The following is a 20,154-nucleotide window of genomic DNA, read 5'->3' on the forward strand; positions in this document are numbered from 1 at the left end:
GAGTTTCTGAATTCCCGTTCATAACAACATTGCAGGAAAAGCGAATACCTTCGGGATGTCCTTTCCCCCAGGCGCTCCACGGCGCCACACCCGCAAAGGATCTCCCCCATGCGTATTCGCTCGTGCCTCGCCGCGCTCTCCCTGCTCGGCGGGGTCGCGCTGGCCGGCCTCAGCGCGCCCGCCGCATCGGCCGCCGCCTGCTCGGATGTCGACGTCGTGGCCGCCCGCGGCACCTTCGAACCGGGCACGCTCGGCCTGATCGTCGGCGACCCGGTCTATTCCGCTCTACAGCGGAAACTGACGGGCAAAAGCCTTTCCAGCTACAAGGTGAACTATCCGGCGGACCTATCCCTCACCTCGGCCGCGCAGGGCAACACGGATCTGGTGAACCACGTCAGAAGCCAGGCAGCGGCCTGCCCGAATCAGCGGTTCGTCCTCGTCGGCTATTCGCAGGGCGCGAACGTCGTCGACAACTCCGTCGGCGTCAGCAGCGCGGGCGCGGTGGTCGGCAGCCCCATCGTCGCCACGATCCCCGCCGCCCTCGAACCGAGGGTGGCGGCGGTGCTGCTGTTCGGCAACCCGATCCGGGCCCTCGGCAAGAGCGTCACCGGCGCCTACCAGAGCCGCACCGTCGACTTCTGCGCCCAGGGCGACCCCATCTGCCAGAACGGCGGCGGCGACGTGCTGGCGCACCTCGGCTACACGGCGAACGCCGACGCGGCGGCCGTCTTCGCGGCGGGCAGGATCTGAGCGCCTGAGGCTGCGCCCCGCGGAGGCTGTGCGCCTCCTCCCCCACGGGGGAAGGGCCCGGGAGGATCTTCCTCCCGGGCCCTTCCCCCGTGCGCGTGCGGGCGCCGCTGCGGCCGGCGAGGGGGTTAGCGGGGGTCGCGTGCGAACGCGGTGAGACCGGTAGAGACGGGCTCGGGCCGGCCGTTGTTCTGCACGGGGGCCGCGGTCAGCACGTCGAGGTGCTGGTAGCCGTCGGCGACCAGCGGGTGCAGGTCGGCCGGGATGCGCCCGGCCAGCAGTCCGTCGCCCGCGAGCACGGTGAGCGTCGGCTTGGCGGTGAGCCCCTCCGGGTGCGCGACGAGCCGCTTCACCTGTGGGGATCCGGCCAGTTCGAGATCGGTGACGAGCTTGGTCGGGAAGTACTGCTCGGTGAAGTCCAGCGGCTGCTCGGCGAGGCTGCGGGCCAGTTCCCCGAGAGCGGTGACCTCCTTGTCGGCGCCGGTGAACGGCGTCCCGTCGGCGGACCGGTACCCCGGATCGTCGGCGTCGCCGACCCGGTCGTAGTCGCGCCAGGTGTAGAGCGGACCGTGCGGCTGCTCCGGGATGGCCTTGTACGCGATGCCGAACAGTCCCGGCTGCCGGCCGTCGCCGTTGGCGACGGGGAAGCTCTTGTCGACCACGGGCCCGCCGTCGAAGAAGCCGACGCTGCTCTGCAGGAACGCCAGCGGCACGGAGTTGTCGTCCAGCAGCGCCCCGAGCACCGCCGCGTTGGTCAGCCGGAAGTCCTTCACCGCGGGCGAGCCGGTGAGGAAGACGGCGGCGTCCTTGGAGAACAGGAAGCGGTTGGTGGCCTCGACGTTGAGGCCGGAGGGCAGATAGGACGGCAGATCGGCCTCGCCGCCCGGATCCCGCACGGCGCCGAGACCCGCGATGGCCAGCAGCGTCATGGTCTCGGGGTTGAGCAGGACCGGCGCCGACAGCGAGCGCGGCAGCACTCCGCCGTCGAGCCCCGCCTGGACGACGCCGTAGCCGAGGCCGACGTCGGGCAGGTTCGTGTCGTCCGGGATGCTGCCGCTGAGGTCGCCGAGCGAGGTGGAGACGGTGGTGTCGAGGGCGAAGTAGCCGGCGCACTGCCGGTAGCCGGCGTCGGCGGTGGTGGCGCGGTCGCCGTCGAAGTCGGCCGTCGCGAAGTACCCGGTGAGGACTCCGCCGAGCGAGTGGCCGCCGCACAGCACCTTGCGCTCCCGAACGCGCTGGTCGGGCAGTTCGGCGGTGAGCAGGTCGTACTGGTCGCGGACGGTCTGCTCAACGCCGAGCCTCGCCATCCAGCCCAGCCGCTCGTTGCCGACGAAGCCGGCGAAGGAGCGCCCGCCGACCTGCCTGCCCCGGTAGTAGTAGTCGACGGCCGCGTGCTGGTCGCCGGAGTCGACGCCGGTGTGGTCCTCCAGGCAGTTGGAGCGCCGGTCCAGGGCCCAGAACTCGATGTGCAGGCCCTGCGCCGCGGCGCGCGCCACGGTGTTGCGGGCGACGCTGTCGAAGGCTCCGGCGCCCTCCAGGATGCCCGGCTGGGCGACGAGGACGCGGTCGGCGTCGGCCGACGCCGCCGGACCGTCGGCGGAGCGGTAGCGCAGGTACGACAGCCAGTCGCACGCCGCCGGGCGCGCGCCGAAGGAGGCCGGCAGCGGCGCCCTCAGCCGTACCGCCGTCTCGGTCACCCCGGCGATTGGACTCGTCGACGCCACGGGCGTCTCGGTCCGCGCCGCCCCGGCCCGGGCGTTCGGAGCGGCCGCGGTGAGGGCGCCCGCGGTCAGCAGCACCGCTAGCGCGGCGCTGTGCAGGGCTTTCGCGGTTCTTCCTGTGCTGCGACTCGTGTTCATAGCCGGACGGTAGGGCCGCGCCGGCCGGGCGGCCGGGCGGTGCTCACAAGTGCGCAGCACCCGCCGGGGCTTTTGTCAGAGCCGGACGAACGGGCTCCGGACGGCTCCGGACGGCTCCGGACGACGAGGGGCCCCCGCGCGCGAATCGCCGCGCGGGGGCCCGGGGACGGCTGCCGGACTGACGGGCTAGAAGACGCTGACGCCGTAGGCGTTCAGGGCCTCCACGACCGGCTGGAAGAAGGTGGTGCCGCCGGAGCTGCAGTTGCCGCTGCCGCCGGAGGTGAGGCCGTAGGCGACGCCGCTGGTCGAGTACAGCGCGCCGCCGGAGTCACCGCCCTCGGCGCAGACATTGGTCTGGATCATGCCGTAGACGACGTCGCCGCCGCCGTAGTTGACGGTGGCGTTCAGGGCGGTGACGCGGCCGCTGTGGATGCCGGTGGTCGAGCCGTCACGGTAGACGGTGGCGCCGACGCTGGGCGTCCCCGCGCTGGTGATGTCCGTGTTGCCCGCGGTGCCGGACTTGGTGACGGAGGTGTTGGTGTAGCGGACCAGCGCGTAGTCGTTGGTCGGGAAGCTGTAGCTGACGTTGGTGCCCAGGGTCGTCGTCTGCCCGGAGTTGGAGTACCAGGTGGAGGCGACCTCGCCGCAGTGCCCGGCGGTGAGGAAGTAGTAGGTGCTGCCGCTGCGGACGTTGAAACCGAGCGAGCAGCGGTAGCCGCCGCCGTAGATGGCGTCGCCGCCGGCGATGAGCTTGGTGAACTTGCCGGGGGTGTGCTTGATCGTGAGCGCGCCGGCGTTGCCGCCCGCCTGCTGCCTGATCTTCGCGATCTCGGAGTCGGAGACCGTGCTGTCGACGGTGACGACCAGTCGGTTGGTCTTGCCGTCGACCGCCCAGGCGGTGCCCGGGACGTCCGCCTTGAGCACCGAGGCTCCGGCGCTCTGGAGTTCGGCCGCGCTGAAGGCCGTGTCGTCCGCCGCGCTCGCGTGGGGGATCGCGATGGCGGCCGCGGCCACGAGTCCGGTGGCGACGGCGGTCAGCCGGGTCCGTCTCGAGATGCCGCTCATGGGGGTGGTGGGGGTGGTGCGCTTGTTCCTCACGTTTCGTTCCCTCCCAGGGGAAGTCGGGGGCTCGTCGTGTGGGGTCGGAGCCCGTGAGGCGCAGCCAGGGCCGACGTTCGTCCGGATTGCGGACACGCCGTGACCCTGACAAGCGCTGAGGGGGAGTATTCGGCCGAACGGCCGGTAGGCGCAAGGGCGCCTTTCGGCCGTCAGACATGGAACGAACTGCGTGAGTCGGTCCCTCTTGCAGCCCTCTTGCCCCAGCTCAGACCGGGTTGCGTTCTCCTGCCTCGACCGCCACGTCCCATGCCTTCCCCGGCGGAGGGAGCGGACGGACCGAAGTGGCGGCAATGGCGCACGGAGGCACTAAGCCCGTCCGGAGAACAGGATGCGTGCGGCCGTCCGCGTCCGGTGCGCCGGAGTGCGGGAACCGGACGCGCCCGCGGGTCGTCCCGCCGGTGGCGTCGGCGAACGCCGCGTCCGGTGAGCCGTCCCGCCGCACGGCCGGCCGCGGACGCGGCGGACCGTCCCGGCGTCGCCCGGTGCGCCCGGCCGGCCGCCCCCGGATCCGTGCCGGGCCGCCTCCGAGCACCGGTCGGCGGCACGCGTCCCCGGGGCGTTGTCGCGGACCGGCGCGGGGACGCCGCCGCTGAGGGCCGGGACCCGGGCACCGCCCGCCGGTCGCGGACCGGCCCCGCGCTCGCGCCGGGGCCCGCTCCCGGTCGCCGCGCTCGTCGACCGCACCTGACCGCACCTGACCTGCACGTGACTCGCGGGGTGAGCTGCTCCGGGTCCACGTCCGGCCCGGCGGACTCGGCCGCGATGGGCGCCGGCGTCGCGGTTTCGGCCGTTCCGTCCCCGGGGTGTCCGGAATTCGCCCGTCCGGATGACCCCCTGCCCTCGCACCGCGAGACGGCGTCCCGCTCGACGCGACGCCCGGGCGCCGGCTCTCGCGCCGGTCGCCCCACGCCCCGTCAGAGTGAGCGCCCGTCGGACGGGTTCGGCGGTCCGGGCGGTGTGCCGAGGAGGAGAGCGCGCTGTTCTCGCGCGCCTCTCAGGCCGCTCCCCCCGCGATCCGCTTGGCGGGCCGGGCGAGCCCCAGGTGTTCGCGCAGCGTGCTGCCCGGATAGAAGGTGCGGAACAGGCCGCGGTGCTGGAGGAGCGCCACCGTGCCGTTGACCAGGCGCTCCAGATCCCGGCGCGGTTCGACGGGGATGAGGTGGAAGCCGTCGACGGCGCCCTCCTGACGCCAGGACACGATCAGGTCGGCGAGGTCGACGGGGCCGCCCCGGTAGAGCGGTCCCTGTGGGGTCTGCCGGGGACCGCCTCCGCCGTGCCCGGGATCGGCGGCGTGCTCGCCGTCGCCGAGGTCGATCAGCAGACTCGCCATGACCCGCAGCGAGTACGGGTCGCGTCCGGCCCCGGCCGCCTCGGACCGCAGCCGGTCCCGGGCGGCGCGGGCCAGCGCGGGGCTCGCCGCGCGGACCAGGGCGACGTCGGCATGGCGCGCGGCGAGCGCCCGGCCGTGCCCCTCGGTGGCGTCGGCGACGCGCACGGGGCCGCCCTGCGGAGATCCGGGACCCTCGAACGGCCCTTTCGCCGTGAAGGCGGCGCCGCCGAAGTCGACGTGGTGCAGCGTGTCGCGGTCGGCGCGGCGGCCGCCGCGCACCTCCCGCGTCCCGGCGCCGTCCTCCCGGCCGTCCCGTGCCCTCGCCGCCGGTTCCGCGACCGCGCCGGACTCCTGACACCGCTCGTCCGGCTCCCCGACCGGACGGCCGGGGAGCCGGGTCTCCTCCTGCGCGCAGACGTCGATCCGCCAGCCGGCCCGGCCCCGGCTGACCCGGTCCAGGGCGGCGATCGCCGCCCGGGCCTGGAAGGGTTCGGCAGGGACGGCGAGCGTGGGCACGAGTCCGACGCGCCGCGTGGCCGGGGCCACCCGTGACAGAACGGCCGGCGCGTCGAAGCCCGGTCCGGCGAGGCCGTCGTCCAGCGTGACGAAGTCGAGCCCGCCGCGCTCGGCGAGTCGCGCCAGCTCGACATAGGGGCCGGCGTCGTGCCCCCCGGGCTCGTCGGGCCGGTCGACGGCGGCGGCCAGGTGCAACAGACCCCGGCCGGGCGATGAGGTCATGGGGAGGAACCCTTTCTGTGGCGCTTCGGATCTGTCCGCGCTGGGCAGGCGTTCGCGTGGTGACGGGCCGGTTCACCCGACGGCGTCGGCGCCGAGGTCCCGCAGGAACACCAGGGCGGCCCGCGCGGTGGCGTCGTTCTGCCGGAACGCGGGACCGCCCGTGCGGGGTCGGGTGAACGCGCCCGGCGTGCGTCCGTCGGTGTGCGGCCCGACGGCGAACCGCCGCGGGTGGGGCCGGCCGGCCCGGTCCAGGACCCGCCCGTCCGCGCGGTCCACCCGCAGCAGCCCGTCCGGGGTCTCGTCGGCGCCCTCGGTGTGCAGAGCGCGCAGCAGCGGGTCGAGGGCGCGCCGCAGCGTCGGCTCCGGCAGCCGGGCCTCCACCAGCGCCCGCGCCTGAACCGAGAAGCCCGGCACCGTCGCGCCCGACGCCCGGAACACGCCGTCCTCGGCGCGTACGGTCATGTCGGCGCCGAGGAACCTGACCACGCCCGCCCGGGACAGCGCGAGCAGCTGCCGCAGCCGGGGGCCGGGCGGTCCGGAGGCGAGGTGGCTGAAGAACCCGTGCCACCCGGAGCCGATGCCGCCGAGCCGGACCAGTTGCCCGTACACGGACAGCAACCCCAGGAAGACGGCCAGGTCGGGGCTGTTCCCCGGGTCGTGACGGCGGCTCAGGTCGTTCTCGACGTAGGCGCGCAGCCCGTCCTGGAACTCCTCGAAGGACCCGTACGTCACCCCGTCCAGCGGCCGGTCCAGCGCGGCGAGGTCGAGCCGGTCCCGCGGATCGGGCACGGCGGAGGCCACCAGCCCCTCACGCTCGGATCCCTCCGCGGCGGCCTCGTACTTCTCCTCGAAGTCGGTCCAGGCGATCGCGGTCCGCTCGGGGTGTGCGGTGAACAGGCGGTGGTAGTGGGCGAAGCCCAGCTCCTTCTCCACCAGCGGCCACACGTCCCGCCGAAAGTCGAAGCCCCCGGGCCGCGCCAGCAGTGCGTCGATCTCGGCAGGCCCCAGGAAACGCGGCAGCGGCGGCCGGTCGCCGGTCCAGTCGTAACCGATCTTCGAGTGGTACGGCACACCGCGGCGCGAACCGACGTACAGCACCGGCTCACGCCCCGACGGCACGTAGACGTCTCCTTCGTACCGTCCGCCGCGCCCTTCGGTGAGCAGCACCATCAGATCGACGAAGGCCAGCCCGAAGCCGCGCACCAGGACGGTCTCGCCGGCCCCCAGCGCGGACAGGTCGCTGTCGGCGGTGAAGTCCGGCGGGAGGTGGACCAGCCCGTACTCGTCGGCGTAGGCGGCCAGCGCGCTCTGCTCCTCGTCGAGTTCGGCGTCGAGGTGGCCGAGGGCGAGGACGACGAGGTCGGCGGCCAGCGGACGGGACCGGCCCTCCAGCCACACCTGCTGGGACTCCTCCCGCGCGCCGCTCACCCGCAGGGCGCGCCGCGGGTGGTGGTGCACGGTGATCTCCGGGGGCAGTGCGGCGACGGCCCGCTCGTGCACCCAGCGCAGATACGCGCCCTGGATCTGCCGGTCGGCGAAGACCCGCCCGTCGAGGCCGGCCCACTCGTGCAGGGTGGGCCCGGGCCGTACGGGTCCGGCCATCTGCACCGTCTCGTCGGTGAACATGGTGACGTCCTCGGCGTGCGAGTTCATCCACAGCAGCGGCGACTGGGCGGCCCGCCAGACGCGTCCGGCACCCGGCGGATGCGGGTCGACGAGATGGATGTCGAGCGCCGAACCGGCGTACAGCTCGGGGGCGTTGGCGGCGATCCGTTCGATGAGACCGGTCCCCCGCGGCCCGGCCCCGACGATCACGAGGGACCGTCTCGTCGGCGGGGAGGCTGGAGGTACGGCAGGGGGCTCGGAAGGCATGCGAAGGCTCCGTGACACGGATGGGCCTTCACCACGGGCAGGAGACACGGCCGAGCCCCTCAGCAGGGCCGTGCAGCGAGAGTACGGGGGTGTTTCCCCTCACTGTCAAGGCTGTCCGAACTGTGAGCGGTACGTCTCGGATCAGTTGACGGGTAACCGGAGACCTGTTCCACTTGGCCCATGCATCCGCAGCAGTGGCTGGTCACCCGCTCCCACATCGACTTCGGTCGCGTGTGGTCCTGTTCCTGTTGAGCTGACCCCCTGCGCGCCCGGTTCGCGGGCGCCTTTCGCGTTCCGCCCTCGCCAGTCCCGTCTTCACCACGCGCACCCCTCCCCCCTCACCCTCGCGCCACCACCGCCTGACGCCCGGACGCGGCCCGGAACCCGATCACCCGGTCCATCAGGGCGCCCAGCACGTCCCGTACGGACCCCCGCTCCCGCGCGTCGCACTCCAGCACGGGAACATCCGCCGCGATGCCCAACGCCTCCCTGACCTCGTCCAGCTCGAACCGGTCGGCCCCGTCGAAGCGGTTCACGGCGAGGACGAACGGCACGCCCCGCGCCTCGAAGTAGTCGAGGGCGGGGCAGCACTCCTCGATGCGCCGGGTGTCCGCGAGGACGACCGTGCCCAGCGCGCCCTCCACCAGGTCGTCCCACAGGAACGAGAAGCGGTCCTGTCCGGGCGTCCCGAACAGGTACAGCGCGATCGCCGGACCGAGTCGGATGCGCCCGAAGTCGAGCGCGACGGTGGTCGCCGTCTTGGACTCGACGCCCTCGAGCGAGTCGACGCCCACCGACAGCTGGGTGATCGGCGCCTCCGTGTCCAGCGGCTCGATCTCGGAGACGGCGGCGATGAAGGTGGTCTTGCCCACCCCGAGCCCCCCGCTCACGACGATCTTCACGGCGAGCGGCACGGTCTGGTCAGAGCGCCCGGGCATGGTCCCTCGTCCTTTCGAGCGTCCGCGTCCTCGGCGGGAGATACGTCCCGGGGATGCCCGACGCTCACCGCGCGGGCCGCCGCCACGGACGATGACCGGCCGCACACCACACGTGACACGGCAGGTGACGGGACGTCAGCAGGAGCAGTCGCAGGCGCAGCACTCGCAGCACGAGCACGCGTCACAGCAGTCGCAGCAGCCGCAGTCGCACTCGCCGCAGCCGCTGCACCAGCCCTCGCGCTTCTTGCGCGACCAGGGGCCCTCGAACTCGTCGGCGCAGCACACCTTGCAGGTACAGCACAGTCCGATCGCGACCGCGCAGCCGGCCAGGAAGCCCCGCTTCTGCGGCCGGGGCGGTTCACCGCCGTAGGGGTTGCCGTACGGGTTGCCCGGCACGGGGGCGGTCGGATCCGCCGGGTTGCGCGGGGCGTACGGACCGGTCGGCGGGCCGAACGCGCCCTGCGCCCCGTGCCCGGCCTCCGGCCCGTGTCCGCCCTCCGGCTCGTGCGCGTGTCCGCACGACCGTGACCCGAACGCCCGGTCCACCGACCGCCCCAGTTCGTGCGCGAGCAGCAGGTGCGCCAGTGCGCCCTCCTCGAAGTCGACGTCCCGCAGGGCGAGCCGGATGCCGTGCAGGGCGTCGTCGGCGAGCCGGCGGGCCTCGGTGAGCGGGGTGTGCGTGGCCGTCAGCGGGTTCCAGGCGCCGGCCGCCGCGTCCGCCTCCTGGTCCTCGACCGCGTCCAGCAGATGCGCGAGCCGCCCGAAGAGGCGGCCGGCCTCGGCGAGCGGCGCGGCGTTGGCCGGCCGGCCGGCCAGGACCGCGGTGTGCGCGAAGGCGGCGGCGGTGGCGGTCTCGGTCGGTTCGGTGACGGTCAGCAGCGAGGTGCCCGGTCCGGCCAGCGCCTCGATGCCGACCTGCCGGTCCACGGCGTCGACGAGGACCGCGGTGTCGAATCCGACGGCGGCTGCGCCGCGTTCTCCGGCCCTCCCCCAGCTCGCGGCGACCCGGCGCGCGGCGAGGGCGACCGGCCGCCGCGCCAGCACCCCGTCCCCGTCGGCGACGTGGTCGCGCACCTTGGCGGAGGCGAGCACCAGGGAGACGGCGGCGGCGAGCCGCGCGCCCTCGCCCTGGGCGACGGAGGCGGTGCGCATGCCCCGCAGCGGACACGGTCCCGCCGTGCGCCGCCACCCGCCGGCGGCGGCCCGCTCGGCCTGAGCCTCCGTCAGAACCGATATGAGCAGCCCGTCGTAATTGGTGACGACCCGCGCGAACTGCCCATGATCGCCGCGCAGCGCGAGGCACAGCCCGCACAGATGGGCCATCCACTGGGCCTTGAGGCTTTCTCCGAGCCGGTGACTGCACGGCCTGACGATTCCGAACACGACAACCCCCGTCGTCCTTGGGACATTGAGCTGCCGCATGCTATCGACCGATTGTCATGCCGGATCCGGGGCACTCGGTTCACCCGGACGCACCGCCCGTCACCCGTCCGCCACGAAGAATCATATTTCACTCACAGTCAGCAGCCATATGCGGTGCGACCCTTGGGAGACGCGGGCTCTCGACGTATTGACTGTGCACCAGTACCGTCACAAACCCCCCGCGCGGCGTCTATCCACTTGGCGCGACATCCGCATCATGGACGACCATGGGGAATGCGGAAAGCAGAAAGACCGCTGTGAACCGCTGTGAGAGGAGGCGTCCATGGGATCGGTGCGCAAGGCGAGTGCCTGGCTTGGCCTCGTCGACGACAACGATGACGAGCGCTACTACGACGACGACTATTCCGAGGGGACCGACTCGCAAGACGCCTGGGTCACCGACCCGCGCGTGAAGGTGGCGACGGACACGGCCGAGGAGAAGGGCCGCCGCATCGGCACCGTCACCCCGGACAGCTTCCGGGACGCGCGGGCCATCGGCGAGCTGTTCCGCGAGGGCGTGCCGGTCATCATGAACCTCACCGCCATGGAGCCGGGGGACGCCAAGCGCGTCGTCGACTTCGCGGCGGGGCTGATCTTCGGCCTGCGGGGTTCGATCGAGCGGGTGTCCACCCGGGTGTTCCTGCTCAGCCCCGCCAACACGGAGATCGTGAACGGGGACCCGTCCGCGCATCGGACGGACGGTTTCTTCAACCAGAGCTGAGGCAGGGCCGCTCGCCGGCCCCGCCTCGGCCCCCGGGCCGGATCAGCGGAAGGCGTCGAGCCCGGTGAGCGCCTTGCCCAGCACGAGCTGGTGCATCTCCACGGTGCCCTCGTACGTCAGGACCGACTCCAGGTTGGTCGCGTGCCGCATGACGGGGTATTCGAGGGAGATCCCGTTCGCCCCGAGCACGGTGCGGGCGGTCCGGCAGATCTCGATCGCCTCCCGCACGTTGTTGAGCTTGCCGAAGCTGACCTGCTCGGGACGCAGGCGGCCGGCGTCCATGCGCCGCCCCAGATGGTGGGCGAGCAGAATCCCCTTGTGCAGCTCGACCGCCATGTCGGCGAGCTTGGCCTGGGTGAGCTGGAACCCCCCGATGGGCCGCCCGAACTGCTCCCGCGTCCTCGCGTACTCGACCGCGGTCTCGAAACACGAGCGGGCCGCGCCCATCGCACCCCAGACGATCCCGTAGCGCGCGTGGGACAGACAGCTGAGGGGACCGCGCAGCCCGGTGACCTCCGGCAGGATGGCGTCAGCGGGCAACCGCACGTCGTCGAGCACGAGTTCGCTGGTCACGCTGGCCCGCAGGGACCACTTGTGCTTGATCTCCGGCGCGGAGAAGCCCGGCGTGCCGGCGGGCACGAGGAACCCGCGGACGCCTTCCTCCGTCTGCGCCCACACCACCGCGACGCCCGCGACGGAGCCGTTGGTGATCCACATCTTCCGCCCGTCGAGAACCCAGTCGGAGCCGTCCCGCTTGGCGTACGTCCGCATGCCGGCCGGGTCGGACCCGTGGTCGGGCTCCGTGAGCCCGAAGCACCCGATGACCTCGCCGGCGGCCATGCGGGGCAGCCACTCCCGCTTCTGCTCCTCGGAGCCGAACCGGTGGACGGCGTACATGGCCAGCGACCCCTGCACGGAGACGAGCGAGCGGATCCCGGAGTCGGCGGCCTCCAGCTCCAGACAGGCGAGCCCGTACTGCACGGCGCTCGCGCCCGCGCATCCGTACCCGCTGAGCGACATCCCGAGCGCCCCGAGCCCGCCGAGCTCCCGGGCGAGTTCCCGGATGACCGGCAGTTCCCCGCTCTCGTACCACTCGGCGACGTACGGGAGCACCCGGTCCGCCGCCCAGCCGCGCACGGTGTCACGGATCGCGAGATCCTCGACGTCCAGCAGGTCGTCGATCCCGAGCGGGTCGGCGGGGTCGAACGGGGGCAACTTCGAGGACGCGGACATACGACAGCCTCCGGCAGAAACCTAAAACTAGCACCGCTAGTAAACCTCTCCAGCCCGACCCTACGACCGCACACCCCGCACGTCCAGTGGTCCCGACCGGGGGGAGGGGCGCGGGGCGCAGACTCCGGGGAGGCGCCCGGCACGGGGCGAGGGCCGGGAAGGCGCCCGGCACGGGGCGAGGGCTCCGGGGGGCGCCCGGCACGGGGCGAGGGCTCCGGGGGGGGCGAGTGACCGGACGGACGACGGTCAGGCCGAGACGCGGGACTGCGCGACTTCCCGAGGCGCGGGCAGCTCCACTCCCGCCGAGGACGCCTCGCACTGCATCACCCGCGGCAGCCGCAACGCCATCACCGCCCCCAGCAGCAACAACCCCGCGCTCACCGACAGAGTGACGTGCAACCCGTGCACGAAGCTGTCCTTCGCGACCCGCCGCAGCGCCGCCCCGGCCGGTCCGCCCAGCCGCCCGGCCACCTGATAGGCCTCGCCCAGCGAATGCCCCGCGGCCGCCGACGCGGACGCTGGCACGCCGGGCACCGAGGACAGGCCGGGAGCGTACGCGGCGTTCATCACGCTCCCAAGGAGGGCGATGCCGATTCCCGCCCCCAGTTGGTACGACGTCTCCCCGATCGCCGCCGCCCCACCCGCCTGCTCCGGTGCGGCCTCGCTCAGCATCGACTCGTACGCCGCGAACAAGGTCGTCTCCAGACCGAAGCCGAGCAGCAGGAACGCGAACAGCAGCAGCCCCGCGTTGTCCGACCCGCCCATCGCGGTCAGCACCAGCACGGCCACCGCCGTGAGCACGAACCCCCCGCTCACCATCCGCCGCGGCCCGAACCCCCGCAGCAGCCGCGCCCCCGCCAGCCCCGCCGCCATCGCGGCGAAGGTCAGCGGCAGCAGCCGCAGCCCCGTCTGCAGGGGGGACAGGCCGAGCACGAGCTGCAGGTACTGTGCCGCGATCAGTTCGAGACCGACCAGCGCCAGCATGGCCAGCACGATGCACGCCACCGACGTGCTGAACGCCGGCCGCGCGAACATCCCCAGGTCCACCAGCGGATGCGTCCGCCGCCGCTGACGTCGCACGAAGAGGACGATCAGCACCGCCCCCACCGCCAGCGGCACCACGGTGAACGGGCCCAGCTCCCCGCCGCCCAGCCGCTTCACGCCCAGCACGACGCCGAACAGTCCGGCCGCCGCCGTCAGCGCGCCGGCCACGTCCCAGGGGCCGTCCCCGGCGCCACGCGACTCGGGCAGCAGCAGCCGTCCCACCGGGAGACTGACCAGCATCAACGGAATGTTGACGAGGAAGACCGAGCCCCACCAGAAGTGTTCGAGGAGGAAGCCGCCGAGCAGCGGGCCGATCGCCGCCCCCACTGCCGCCACCGCGCTCCAGATGCCTATCGCCAGCGCCCGCTCGCGCCGGTCCGGGAACACCTGCCGCAGGATCGACAGCGTCGCGGGCATGATCATCGCGCCGCCCACGCCCAGCAGCGCCCGCGCCACGATCAGCGTCTGCGCGCTCCCGGCGAACGCGGCCAGCGCGGAGGCGACGCCGAACAGGGCGTATCCGAGCAGCAGGATCCGTCTGCGGCCGACCTTGTCGCCGAGCGTGCCGAACAGGATCAGCAACGAGGCGCAGACCAGCGGATAGGTGTCGACGATCCAGAGCAGCTCGATACCGCCGGGCCGCAGGTCCTCGGTGACGGCGGGCACCGCCACGTGGAGCACGGTCGCGTCGACGGCGACCAGCAGCAGGCTGACGCACAGCACCACCAGGACGACCCAGCGGTCGGCACCGGCCCCGGCCGTCCTCCGGCGCAGCCCAGCGGCGGCCGTGGTCGTCCCGGACATGTACGTACCTCCCAGGTGATCCCTCGGTCCGGCGGGCTCGCGGGGTGGGGACTCCCCGCGACTCGGCCGGAGAGGAGCGGTGGTCTCCGGCCCGCGCAAACGAACACGAGTGACACGCAGCGTACGCGAGTTCGCGCCAGGGCCACGTGGCGGACATCTCACCGTCCAGGAGCGACCCGTGTGGCGTACGCCACTCCCTCCCCGCCCGGGCGCGCCCCTTCCGCGCTCGGGGCCCCGGGGTCCGGGCGCCCCGTCGATAATCGAGCCCGTGACCGAACTCCAGACCCGCCGGACGCCCCCCGGCTCCGCGGCTCCGCTCCGGGCGGCCCCCGCCCTCCTGGGGTTCGCGGCCGTGCGCGCCCTGGGCCTGCTCGGCCTCGCCCTGTGGAGCGCCGCCCGCGACAAGAGCGCGTACACGCTGCTCACCGCCCGCTGGGACGCCCTCTGGTACGCCAGGGTCGCCGAGCGGGGATACGGCTACGAGATCCGTTTGCCGAACGGGGACGTGCACTCCGATCTGGCCTTCTTCCCCCTGCTGCCCTGGCTGGAAAGGCTCCTGCACGCGGCGACCCCGCTGTCGTACGCGGACTCCGGCTTCCTCGTGTCCCTGTGTGCCTCCGTCGCGGCGGCCTGGGGCGTCTTCGCGGTCGCCGACCACGTGTACGGGCGGCGGGCGGGCGTGTGCGCGGTGCTCGTGTGGGCCGTCCTGCCCGTCGGCGTCGTGCAGTCGATGGCGTACAGCGAGTCGCTGTTCACCGCGCTGGCCGCCTGGTCCCTGTACGCGGTGCTCACCGGCCGGTGGGTGACCGCGGGGGCGCTGGCGTCGTTGTCCGGTCTGACCCGCCCGGTGGGGCTCGCGGTGGTCGCGGCGGTGTGGGCGGCCGGCGCGGCGTCCTTCCTCCGGGACCGCGAGGCCGTCGCGGAGGCCTCGTTCGCGGGAATCGGCAGCACAGCGCCCGCGTCCGGCGCGCGCGCCCCCGAACACGCCCCCGGCCCGTCCGCCGAGGCCCCCGGGGGGCGCGATCGGCGAGCCGTGCGGCCCCGCCTCGCCCCGCGCGCCCTCGGCATGCTCCTCGCGCCCCTCGGTGCCGCCGGATACGTCCTGTGGGTCGGACACCGCACCGGCGGGGGCGCCCTCGGCTATCTCGACGTCCAGGCGGGCTGGCGCAACGGCTTCGACGGCGGCTATGCCTTCGCCCGGTTCGTCGCCGGCAAGTTCACGTCGTTCCCCGCCGCCCTCGCCGGCCTGGGGCTGATCGCCGGCGTGGCCCTGCTGCTGTGGCTGTACGCCGTCTGCGTGCGGCAGGGTCAGCCGCTCGCGCTCCTGGTGTACGGCGGCGCGGTCCTCGCGCTCGCCCTGTGCGCGTCGAGCTACTTCGGCTCGAAGCCGCGGCTGCTGCTGCCGGCCTTCCCGCTGCTGCTGCCGCTCGCGCTGGCCCTGGCCCGGCTGCGCACGAGCCGTGCGGCACTGGTCGTGGCCGGCGTGGCGACGGCCTCGGCCGTGTACGGGGCGTGGTGGCTGAACGGCTCCGGTCCCCCCTGATCGGGTCCGGCTTTTCGGTGAACCTCATTCCTCCGTTTCCTAAAACTATTGCCAGGAATGATCAAAGGAATTGAAGGGGACGACGTTCGACGATTAGCGATTCCATGGGCATAAACAGCGTTCTGAGAGCAATCCCACATCACATCGTCATCACAAACGAGCGGATTGGGCCGGGTCGCGAGCTCACTCGCTGTAACGTCGTTTAGGTGCGTACCGAACGAAACCTCACCCGTCTGGACCGGGTGTTCGCCAGGCTCGACCGTGAGCCGGAACGACCGGCCCACATCGATGTGCCGAAGATGAGCAGGCACCGGGTCGCCCTGCTGCTGGCGACCCTGGCCTTCTATCTGGCCATCGTGTGGCTCGTGGTGGTCACCTCGTGGCTGGTCCGCCTCGACTGGCAGGTCATGTTCTTCCGGCCGTACCAGCAGTGGCCCGAGATCCACGCCTTCCTCGACTACTACGTGGTCCTGGGACAGCGCGGCCCCACCGCCGTGATGGTCGCCGCCTGGCTCGGCTGGAGATCCTGGCGCCAGCACACCCTGCGCCCGCTGCTCACCCTGGGCGCCTCGCTGCTGCTGCTGAACATCACCGTCGGGGCCGCGAAGCTCGGCATGGGCCGGCTGGGCCCGCACTACGCGACCACCATCGGCTCGAACGAGATGGGCCTGGGCGGCGATATATTCCCCAGCGGCCACACCGCCAACGCGGTCGTGACCTGGGGAATCCTGGCGTATCTGGCCTCGACGCCGCGAGCCCGCCGCTGGCTGTCCGCGGTGTCCGCGGTCGTCTCCCTCGGCGTCGGCCTGACCACCGTCTACCTCGGTACGCACTGGCTGAGCGACGTGGTGCTCGGCTGGGCCGCCGGGCTGCTGATCCTGCTGGCGCTGCCCTGGTGCGAGCCGCTGATCGCCCGCGCCGAGGTCTCGATCTTCGCACTGCGCGACCGGCTGCGCGAGCGTCGCAGCCGCGCGATCGCCGCCCCGGCGCCGTCCGCCCCCGTCGCGGTGCCCGTGCCGCTCACGCAGCACCCCGCGGCCCAGGACGAGGCCGCCGCGCCCCGGGAGCCGGTCACCCCGGCCCGTGCGCCGCGCTCGCCCGTCTACCTGGCCCCGGGCCCGCACACGACCCGCTCGGAGCGCACGCCGGTCACCCCGGCCGGCAGCCGTCGTCCGCCCCACTCCGACCGCCTCCCGCGCGGCGCCGCGGCCTCGGGCGCCCGACCCCTCACCGGCGGCTGACCTCGGCGGACGCCGCCGCACGACGGCGGGACCCCGGTACGCACAACCGGTCCCGCACCCGAAGGCCCCGGTTCCACCTCCGGAACCGGGGCCTTCGCCGTGCTCAGGACCGTGTCGTGGGGCGTGCCGCGTCCGTCAGGGGCTCCGCCGCCCGCACCGGGGCCGTGCGCGCCGCCGGCGGCCGCCTCAGCCCTTCCAGGCGCGGGTGACGCGGCCGTCCCGCACCTCCAGGTTCAGCCGGCCGAAGCGGTACTCCATGGTGACGATCGTCCCGGGCGCCAGCGACCGCACGGTCGACCACCCGCGTTCGCGCGCCAGCCGCTCGGCCTGCCCGGCCTCGAGGCCTACATACCCGTCCGGATCGTCCTGGGGCTCCGCGGGCGGAGTGGTATTCGCTGCCATACCGCCACGCTAGGCCGCGTCGCGCCCCGAAGGCCACCGAACGGAACACGAACCGGAGATTCGGAACCCCCCGGTCACACTTCTGTCACAGGATCCCGACACGCGTTTCAACCGCCGTTCGGCCATCCGGGCACAGCGGACCGTCACACGTACGAGCGGTTCCGGAGCCCTTCCCGGCGTATTCGAACGCAATTTCCGGCACGGGTTCAACCCACGCGAATAACCGGTCGGGAAATCGTCGGAGAAGCGCTTCGGAAGACCGCTTCTCTTCGTTTCCGCGGAGCGGACGACAGCTGACGGATCATAGGAAATGCACGACTTCCCCACACATCCTCCGTACGCGGGCGGCGGCCCCGCCCGGGCGTCTCACCGGGCGGGGCCGCCGTACGGCTCAGCGGGAGCGGGTCAGAGCGTGAGGCGCTGCCCGGGGACGATCAGGTCGGGGTCGCCGCCGATGACGGCCCGGTTGCCGGCGTAGACCCGCTGCCAGGTCATCCCGTTACGGGCCGCGATGGTGCTCAGGGTGTCGCCCCGGCGGACGGTGTAGTCGCCACGGGAGGTGCCGCGCGAGGTCTGTCCCGTGGATCGCGTCGCCGACGCCCCGGACTCGGCCCGCGTGGAGCCGGACCCGGTCGACCGCGCGGCCTTCGTCGGCTTCGTGGACCGCGTGGACTTCTTGTGGGCCGAGGACTTCGAGGAGGCCGAGGACTTCGAGGAGCTCGACCCGGCCGAGCCGGACTCTGCCGAGGAGGAGCCGGCCCCCGGCGCGCCGCCGGACGCTCCCGCGCGCGCCGAGCAGGTCGGCCACGCGCCCCACCCCTGGGCGTTCTGCACCTTGGCGGCCACGGAGATCTGCTGTGCCTTACTGGCCTTGTCGGCGGTCGACGCGTAGGCGGTCCCGCCGTACGCGCGCCAGGTACCGGCGGAGAACTGCAGACCGCCGTAGTAGCCGTTGCCGGTGTTGATGTGCCAGTTGCCGCCGCTCTCGCACTGGGCGATGCGGTCCCACACCCCGCTGTCGGCCGCCACCGCGTCGCCGCCGGCGGAGAGAAGTCCGAGGGGGGCGAGCAGAACCGCCCCGGCGAGGACCGCCGTCTTGCGCGACGACTTGCGGATGTGGTGATCGGCACAATCGGACATGTAGATCCCTCTCTACGTACCCGGGGCTCCCCCTGACCGGGCGCGGCGGCCGCGCAGGGACGCGGTCGGCGCACTCAGCCCCGTCCGCCGGCGGTGATGCTGCGCGGTCTGGCTCTGCGCGGTCTGGCTCTGCGCGGCCGGCGGACGTTCCCGAGCGGTGCTCGTTGCACACGGCGGAGCAATCTAAGGAACCTGACGCCCTGTTATCAATCAAGTCGCCATCGCCGCAGGCCAGTTGACGGTTACCTTGGGTAGCAGCGCATTCCGGCCAACCACTTTGTCCCTGTTTTTCGTGATGCATCCACCAGGAGGGCGACCGCCCTGTGAGTCAGCTCACCGCACCAACCGTCGTGACCTCCACGTGACTTGACGTGGAGTAATCGATTCCGCACGCAGCGTGACACTTCCCGCGGAACGGTTCGATTCCGTTCGCTCTACAGCGTGACTCCCGCCACAGATCGGCCGTTGTCATCTTCATGAGCCGGGGCCCACCCGGACCACGAGCCGGAAACACCCGGCCTCGCCCCAGCACCGCATCCGAGGGAGCCACCGTGCCGCGCATGCTCGACGTCAGCGACGAGGTACGCGCCGAGATCGGCAACGAAGAAGCCGACCGGCTGCTCGCCGGAGACAACGCCCCGGGCAGTTACGACTGCACGTCCTGCCGCACCCCGGGCGACTCCGAGAACGAGCACACCAGCACCGTCCTGTTCATCGGGGACGAGACCGCCGTCCTCGCCTTCGCCCACGCCACCTGCCTGCCCTCCCAGGTCGTCCAGGTGACCGAGGAGCAGCTGCAGGGCGCGGTGCGCTCCATCAGCGGCGACACCGTCGACCTCGACCCGGACAAGGTCGTGCCCGAGCAGGCGGTGCTCGGCGTGACGAGCGGACTCGTCCTGATCGCCGGGGAGCTGCACCCCGCCCTGGTCGTCGAGCCGACCGCGCCCGTCGTGCGCCCCGGCACGACCGGCGCCGGCGACGACTTCCTCCCCCTCCTCATCGAGCAGGGCTTCATGCCGCTGAGCGAACTCACCGAGGCGCCGCCGGTGCAGCACGGCTGGTCCGTGCTGCTGGCGATGGGCCAGCTGCACGCCGTGCTGCAGCCGTCGTCCAACGGCGGCCAGCCGATCGCCTGGTGGCAGGCGCACCAGCCGTTGCAGGTGACGGAGGGGTGGCGGGCCGCGGCCAACAAGCACCAGCAGGTGCTGATGTTCGCGGCGCCGGTGGGCGCCATCGGACGCCAGCCCCGCGAGGACCTCCTGCGCGACGCGCTGGACAAGGCCGCGGCGAACGGACAGCTGGTCGGCGCGGCCCTTCCGCTCGCGGGAACCTGAGCCGCCCCGGACGGGGGCCGGGGGTCGACGGCGCGGCGCCGCCGTACACGACCCGCGCCCCCGCATCCGTCCAGGGCGCCGTCCGTGCGGGGCGGCAGCGCCGTGCGGGGCGGCAGCCGTGCCGCGGCGCCGCATCCCGTCCGGTGCCCCCCGGTGTCGCATCCCGTCCGGTGCCGCATCTCTTCCCGTGCGGCGTCGTTGGGACATACGTGCACACCTACGACGTTCCCCGCCGCCCGTCCTACCAGTCGATCCCGTCCGCGCGACCGGCTCAGGACTCCCAGGGCGGCCCATCGGCCACGCCGATCTACGACGCGCTCTACGCCGAGTACGTCAAGACGTTCCGTTCGCTGCCGGGCGACCGCAGCGGCGAGGACGAACTGGGGTTCACCGCCTTCGGGAACATCTCGTACCACACGGGCTCCTACCCGGCGCCGCGCCCGGGGTCGTTCAGCAGCTCGTACAGCGCCTACAGCGCGGGGGCGCAGAGCGCGCGGCACGGGATCGGGCAGCAGTCGCCGTGGCAGCGGGTCGGCCCGATCGGTCAGCAGCAGCCCGCGCCCACCGCGATGCACCACGTCCCGGCGGCGCTTCCGCCGGCCCCGCGCAGGACGTTCTGAGCGGACCCGCGGACGGCTGGAGGGCGGCGCCCCACTCCGGGCGCCGC

16 protein-coding genes are annotated in these 20,154 nt (G+C 73.0%); 6 read left to right on the forward strand and 10 right to left on the reverse strand.

The genetic code is table 11. The features are described 5' to 3' along the window. The first annotated feature begins 108 nt into the window (after positions 1-108). A complete protein-coding gene (locus tag ACFVYK_RS19085) occupies positions 109-750 on the forward strand; it encodes a cutinase family protein (protein WP_389775175.1) in 642 nt (213 codons plus the stop codon). A 125-nt stretch (positions 751-875) separates the two neighbouring features. Here ACFVYK_RS19085 and ACFVYK_RS19090 read toward each other — a convergent pair whose 3' ends face one another. From ACFVYK_RS19090 to ACFVYK_RS19115, 6 genes are all read right to left on the reverse strand, one after another. Further along, the gene (locus ACFVYK_RS19090) at positions 876-2,606 is read right to left on the reverse strand and encodes a hypothetical protein (protein ID WP_389775178.1); all 1,731 of its coding nucleotides are present in this window, start codon (positions 2,604-2,606) and stop codon (positions 876-878) included. 186 nt (positions 2,607-2,792) lie between these two features. Next, positions 2,793-3,671: a S1 family peptidase gene (locus ACFVYK_RS19095; protein WP_389775218.1), complete on the reverse strand. Its 879-nt coding sequence runs from the start codon at positions 3,669-3,671 to the stop codon at positions 2,793-2,795. A gap of 1,048 nt (positions 3,672-4,719) precedes the next feature. Beyond that, positions 4,720-5,793, reverse strand: a complete 1,074-nt coding sequence (locus tag ACFVYK_RS19100) for an LLM class flavin-dependent oxidoreductase (protein ID WP_389775181.1) — start codon at positions 5,791-5,793, stop codon at positions 4,720-4,722. Between the two features lie 72 nt (positions 5,794-5,865). Then, positions 5,866-7,665 carry an FAD/NAD(P)-binding protein gene (locus tag ACFVYK_RS19105; RefSeq protein ID WP_389775183.1) on the reverse strand — a complete coding sequence of 600 codons (1,800 nt, stop codon included), beginning with the start codon at positions 7,663-7,665 and terminating at the stop codon, positions 5,866-5,868. A gap of 338 nt (positions 7,666-8,003) precedes the next feature. Beyond that, complete coding sequence (locus ACFVYK_RS19110) at positions 8,004-8,603, reverse strand: ATP/GTP-binding protein (RefSeq protein ID WP_389775186.1); 600 nt, start codon at positions 8,601-8,603, stop codon at positions 8,004-8,006. A gap of 135 nt (positions 8,604-8,738) precedes the next feature. After that, positions 8,739-9,986 (reverse strand): DUF5685 family protein, encoded by a 1,248-nt coding sequence (locus ACFVYK_RS19115; RefSeq protein ID WP_389775187.1) that lies wholly within the window; start codon positions 9,984-9,986, stop codon positions 8,739-8,741. A gap of 322 nt (positions 9,987-10,308) precedes the next feature. Between ACFVYK_RS19115 and ACFVYK_RS19120 the strand changes: the two genes are divergently transcribed. Continuing rightward, a complete protein-coding gene (locus ACFVYK_RS19120) occupies positions 10,309-10,746 on the forward strand; it encodes a cell division protein SepF (protein ID WP_389775190.1) in 438 nt (145 codons plus the stop codon). Positions 10,747-10,788: 42 nt separating this feature from the next. Here ACFVYK_RS19120 and ACFVYK_RS19125 read toward each other — a convergent pair whose 3' ends face one another. Then, positions 10,789-11,979 (reverse strand): acyl-CoA dehydrogenase family protein, encoded by a 1,191-nt coding sequence (locus tag ACFVYK_RS19125; RefSeq protein WP_389775193.1) that lies wholly within the window; start codon positions 11,977-11,979, stop codon positions 10,789-10,791. A 246-nt stretch (positions 11,980-12,225) separates the two neighbouring features. Further along, the gene (locus tag ACFVYK_RS19130; protein WP_389775195.1) at positions 12,226-13,827 is read right to left on the reverse strand and encodes an MFS transporter; all 1,602 of its coding nucleotides are present in this window, start codon (positions 13,825-13,827) and stop codon (positions 12,226-12,228) included. 268 nt (positions 13,828-14,095) lie between these two features. Here ACFVYK_RS19130 and ACFVYK_RS19135 point away from each other — a divergent pair, with 268 nt between their 5' ends. Together ACFVYK_RS19135 and ACFVYK_RS19140 are read left to right on the forward strand one after the other, a co-directional pair. Continuing rightward, positions 14,096-15,370: a hypothetical protein gene (locus tag ACFVYK_RS19135; RefSeq protein WP_389775198.1), complete on the forward strand. Its 1,275-nt coding sequence runs from the start codon at positions 14,096-14,098 to the stop codon at positions 15,368-15,370. A 206-nt stretch (positions 15,371-15,576) separates the two neighbouring features. Continuing rightward, positions 15,577-16,611 carry a phosphatase PAP2 family protein gene (locus tag ACFVYK_RS19140; protein ID WP_389775201.1) on the forward strand — a complete coding sequence of 345 codons (1,035 nt, stop codon included), beginning with the start codon at positions 15,577-15,579 and terminating at the stop codon, positions 16,609-16,611. 186 nt (positions 16,612-16,797) lie between these two features. Here the strand turns inward: ACFVYK_RS19140 and ACFVYK_RS19145 are convergent, their stop codons facing one another. Further along, positions 16,798-17,013, reverse strand: coding sequence for an I78 family peptidase inhibitor (locus ACFVYK_RS19145; RefSeq protein WP_389775203.1), 216 nt, complete (start codon positions 17,011-17,013; stop codon positions 16,798-16,800). Positions 17,014-17,418: 405 nt separating this feature from the next. After that, positions 17,419-18,153 carry a transglycosylase family protein gene (locus tag ACFVYK_RS19150; RefSeq protein WP_389775206.1) on the reverse strand — a complete coding sequence of 245 codons (735 nt, stop codon included), beginning with the start codon at positions 18,151-18,153 and terminating at the stop codon, positions 17,419-17,421. 551 nt (positions 18,154-18,704) lie between these two features. Between ACFVYK_RS19150 and ACFVYK_RS19155 the strand changes: the two genes are divergently transcribed. Both ACFVYK_RS19155 and ACFVYK_RS19160 read left to right on the forward strand, forming a co-directional pair. Then, positions 18,705-19,487, forward strand: a complete 783-nt coding sequence (locus ACFVYK_RS19155; protein WP_389775208.1) for a hypothetical protein — start codon at positions 18,705-18,707, stop codon at positions 19,485-19,487. A gap of 209 nt (positions 19,488-19,696) precedes the next feature. Next, positions 19,697-20,107 carry a hypothetical protein gene (locus ACFVYK_RS19160; protein WP_389775211.1) on the forward strand — a complete coding sequence of 137 codons (411 nt, stop codon included), beginning with the start codon at positions 19,697-19,699 and terminating at the stop codon, positions 20,105-20,107. The last annotated feature ends 47 nt before the right edge of the window (positions 20,108-20,154 follow it).

Source organism: Streptomyces sp. NPDC058291 (assembly GCF_042880855.1).
Taxonomy (GTDB): domain Bacteria; phylum Actinomycetota; class Actinomycetes; order Streptomycetales; family Streptomycetaceae; genus Streptomyces.

Excerpts from the sequence above, each read along its gene's own strand:
- ACFVYK_RS19095 (WP_389775218.1), bottom strand. The coding sequence starts at position 3,671 with ATGAGCGGCATCTCGAGACGGACCCGGCTGACCGCCGTCGCCACCGGA.
- ACFVYK_RS19125 (WP_389775193.1), bottom strand. The coding sequence starts at position 11,979 with ATGTCCGCGTCCTCGAAGTTGCCCCCGTTCGACCCCGCCGACCCGCTC.
- ACFVYK_RS19120 (WP_389775190.1), top strand. The coding sequence starts at position 10,309 with ATGGGATCGGTGCGCAAGGCGAGTGCCTGGCTTGGCCTCGTCGACGAC.
- ACFVYK_RS19085 (WP_389775175.1), top strand. The coding sequence starts at position 109 with ATGCGTATTCGCTCGTGCCTCGCCGCGCTCTCCCTGCTCGGCGGGGTC.
- ACFVYK_RS19090 (WP_389775178.1), bottom strand. The coding sequence starts at position 2,606 with ATGAACACGAGTCGCAGCACAGGAAGAACCGCGAAAGCCCTGCACAGC.
- ACFVYK_RS19110 (WP_389775186.1), bottom strand. The coding sequence starts at position 8,603 with ATGCCCGGGCGCTCTGACCAGACCGTGCCGCTCGCCGTGAAGATCGTC.
- ACFVYK_RS19100 (WP_389775181.1), bottom strand. The coding sequence starts at position 5,793 with ATGACCTCATCGCCCGGCCGGGGTCTGTTGCACCTGGCCGCCGCCGTC.
- ACFVYK_RS19150 (WP_389775206.1), bottom strand. The coding sequence starts at position 18,153 with ATGTCCGATTGTGCCGATCACCACATCCGCAAGTCGTCGCGCAAGACG.
- ACFVYK_RS19130 (WP_389775195.1), bottom strand. The coding sequence starts at position 13,827 with ATGTCCGGGACGACCACGGCCGCCGCTGGGCTGCGCCGGAGGACGGCC.
- ACFVYK_RS19145 (WP_389775203.1), bottom strand. The coding sequence starts at position 17,013 with ATGGCAGCGAATACCACTCCGCCCGCGGAGCCCCAGGACGATCCGGAC.
- ACFVYK_RS19105 (WP_389775183.1), bottom strand. The coding sequence starts at position 7,665 with ATGCCTTCCGAGCCCCCTGCCGTACCTCCAGCCTCCCCGCCGACGAGA.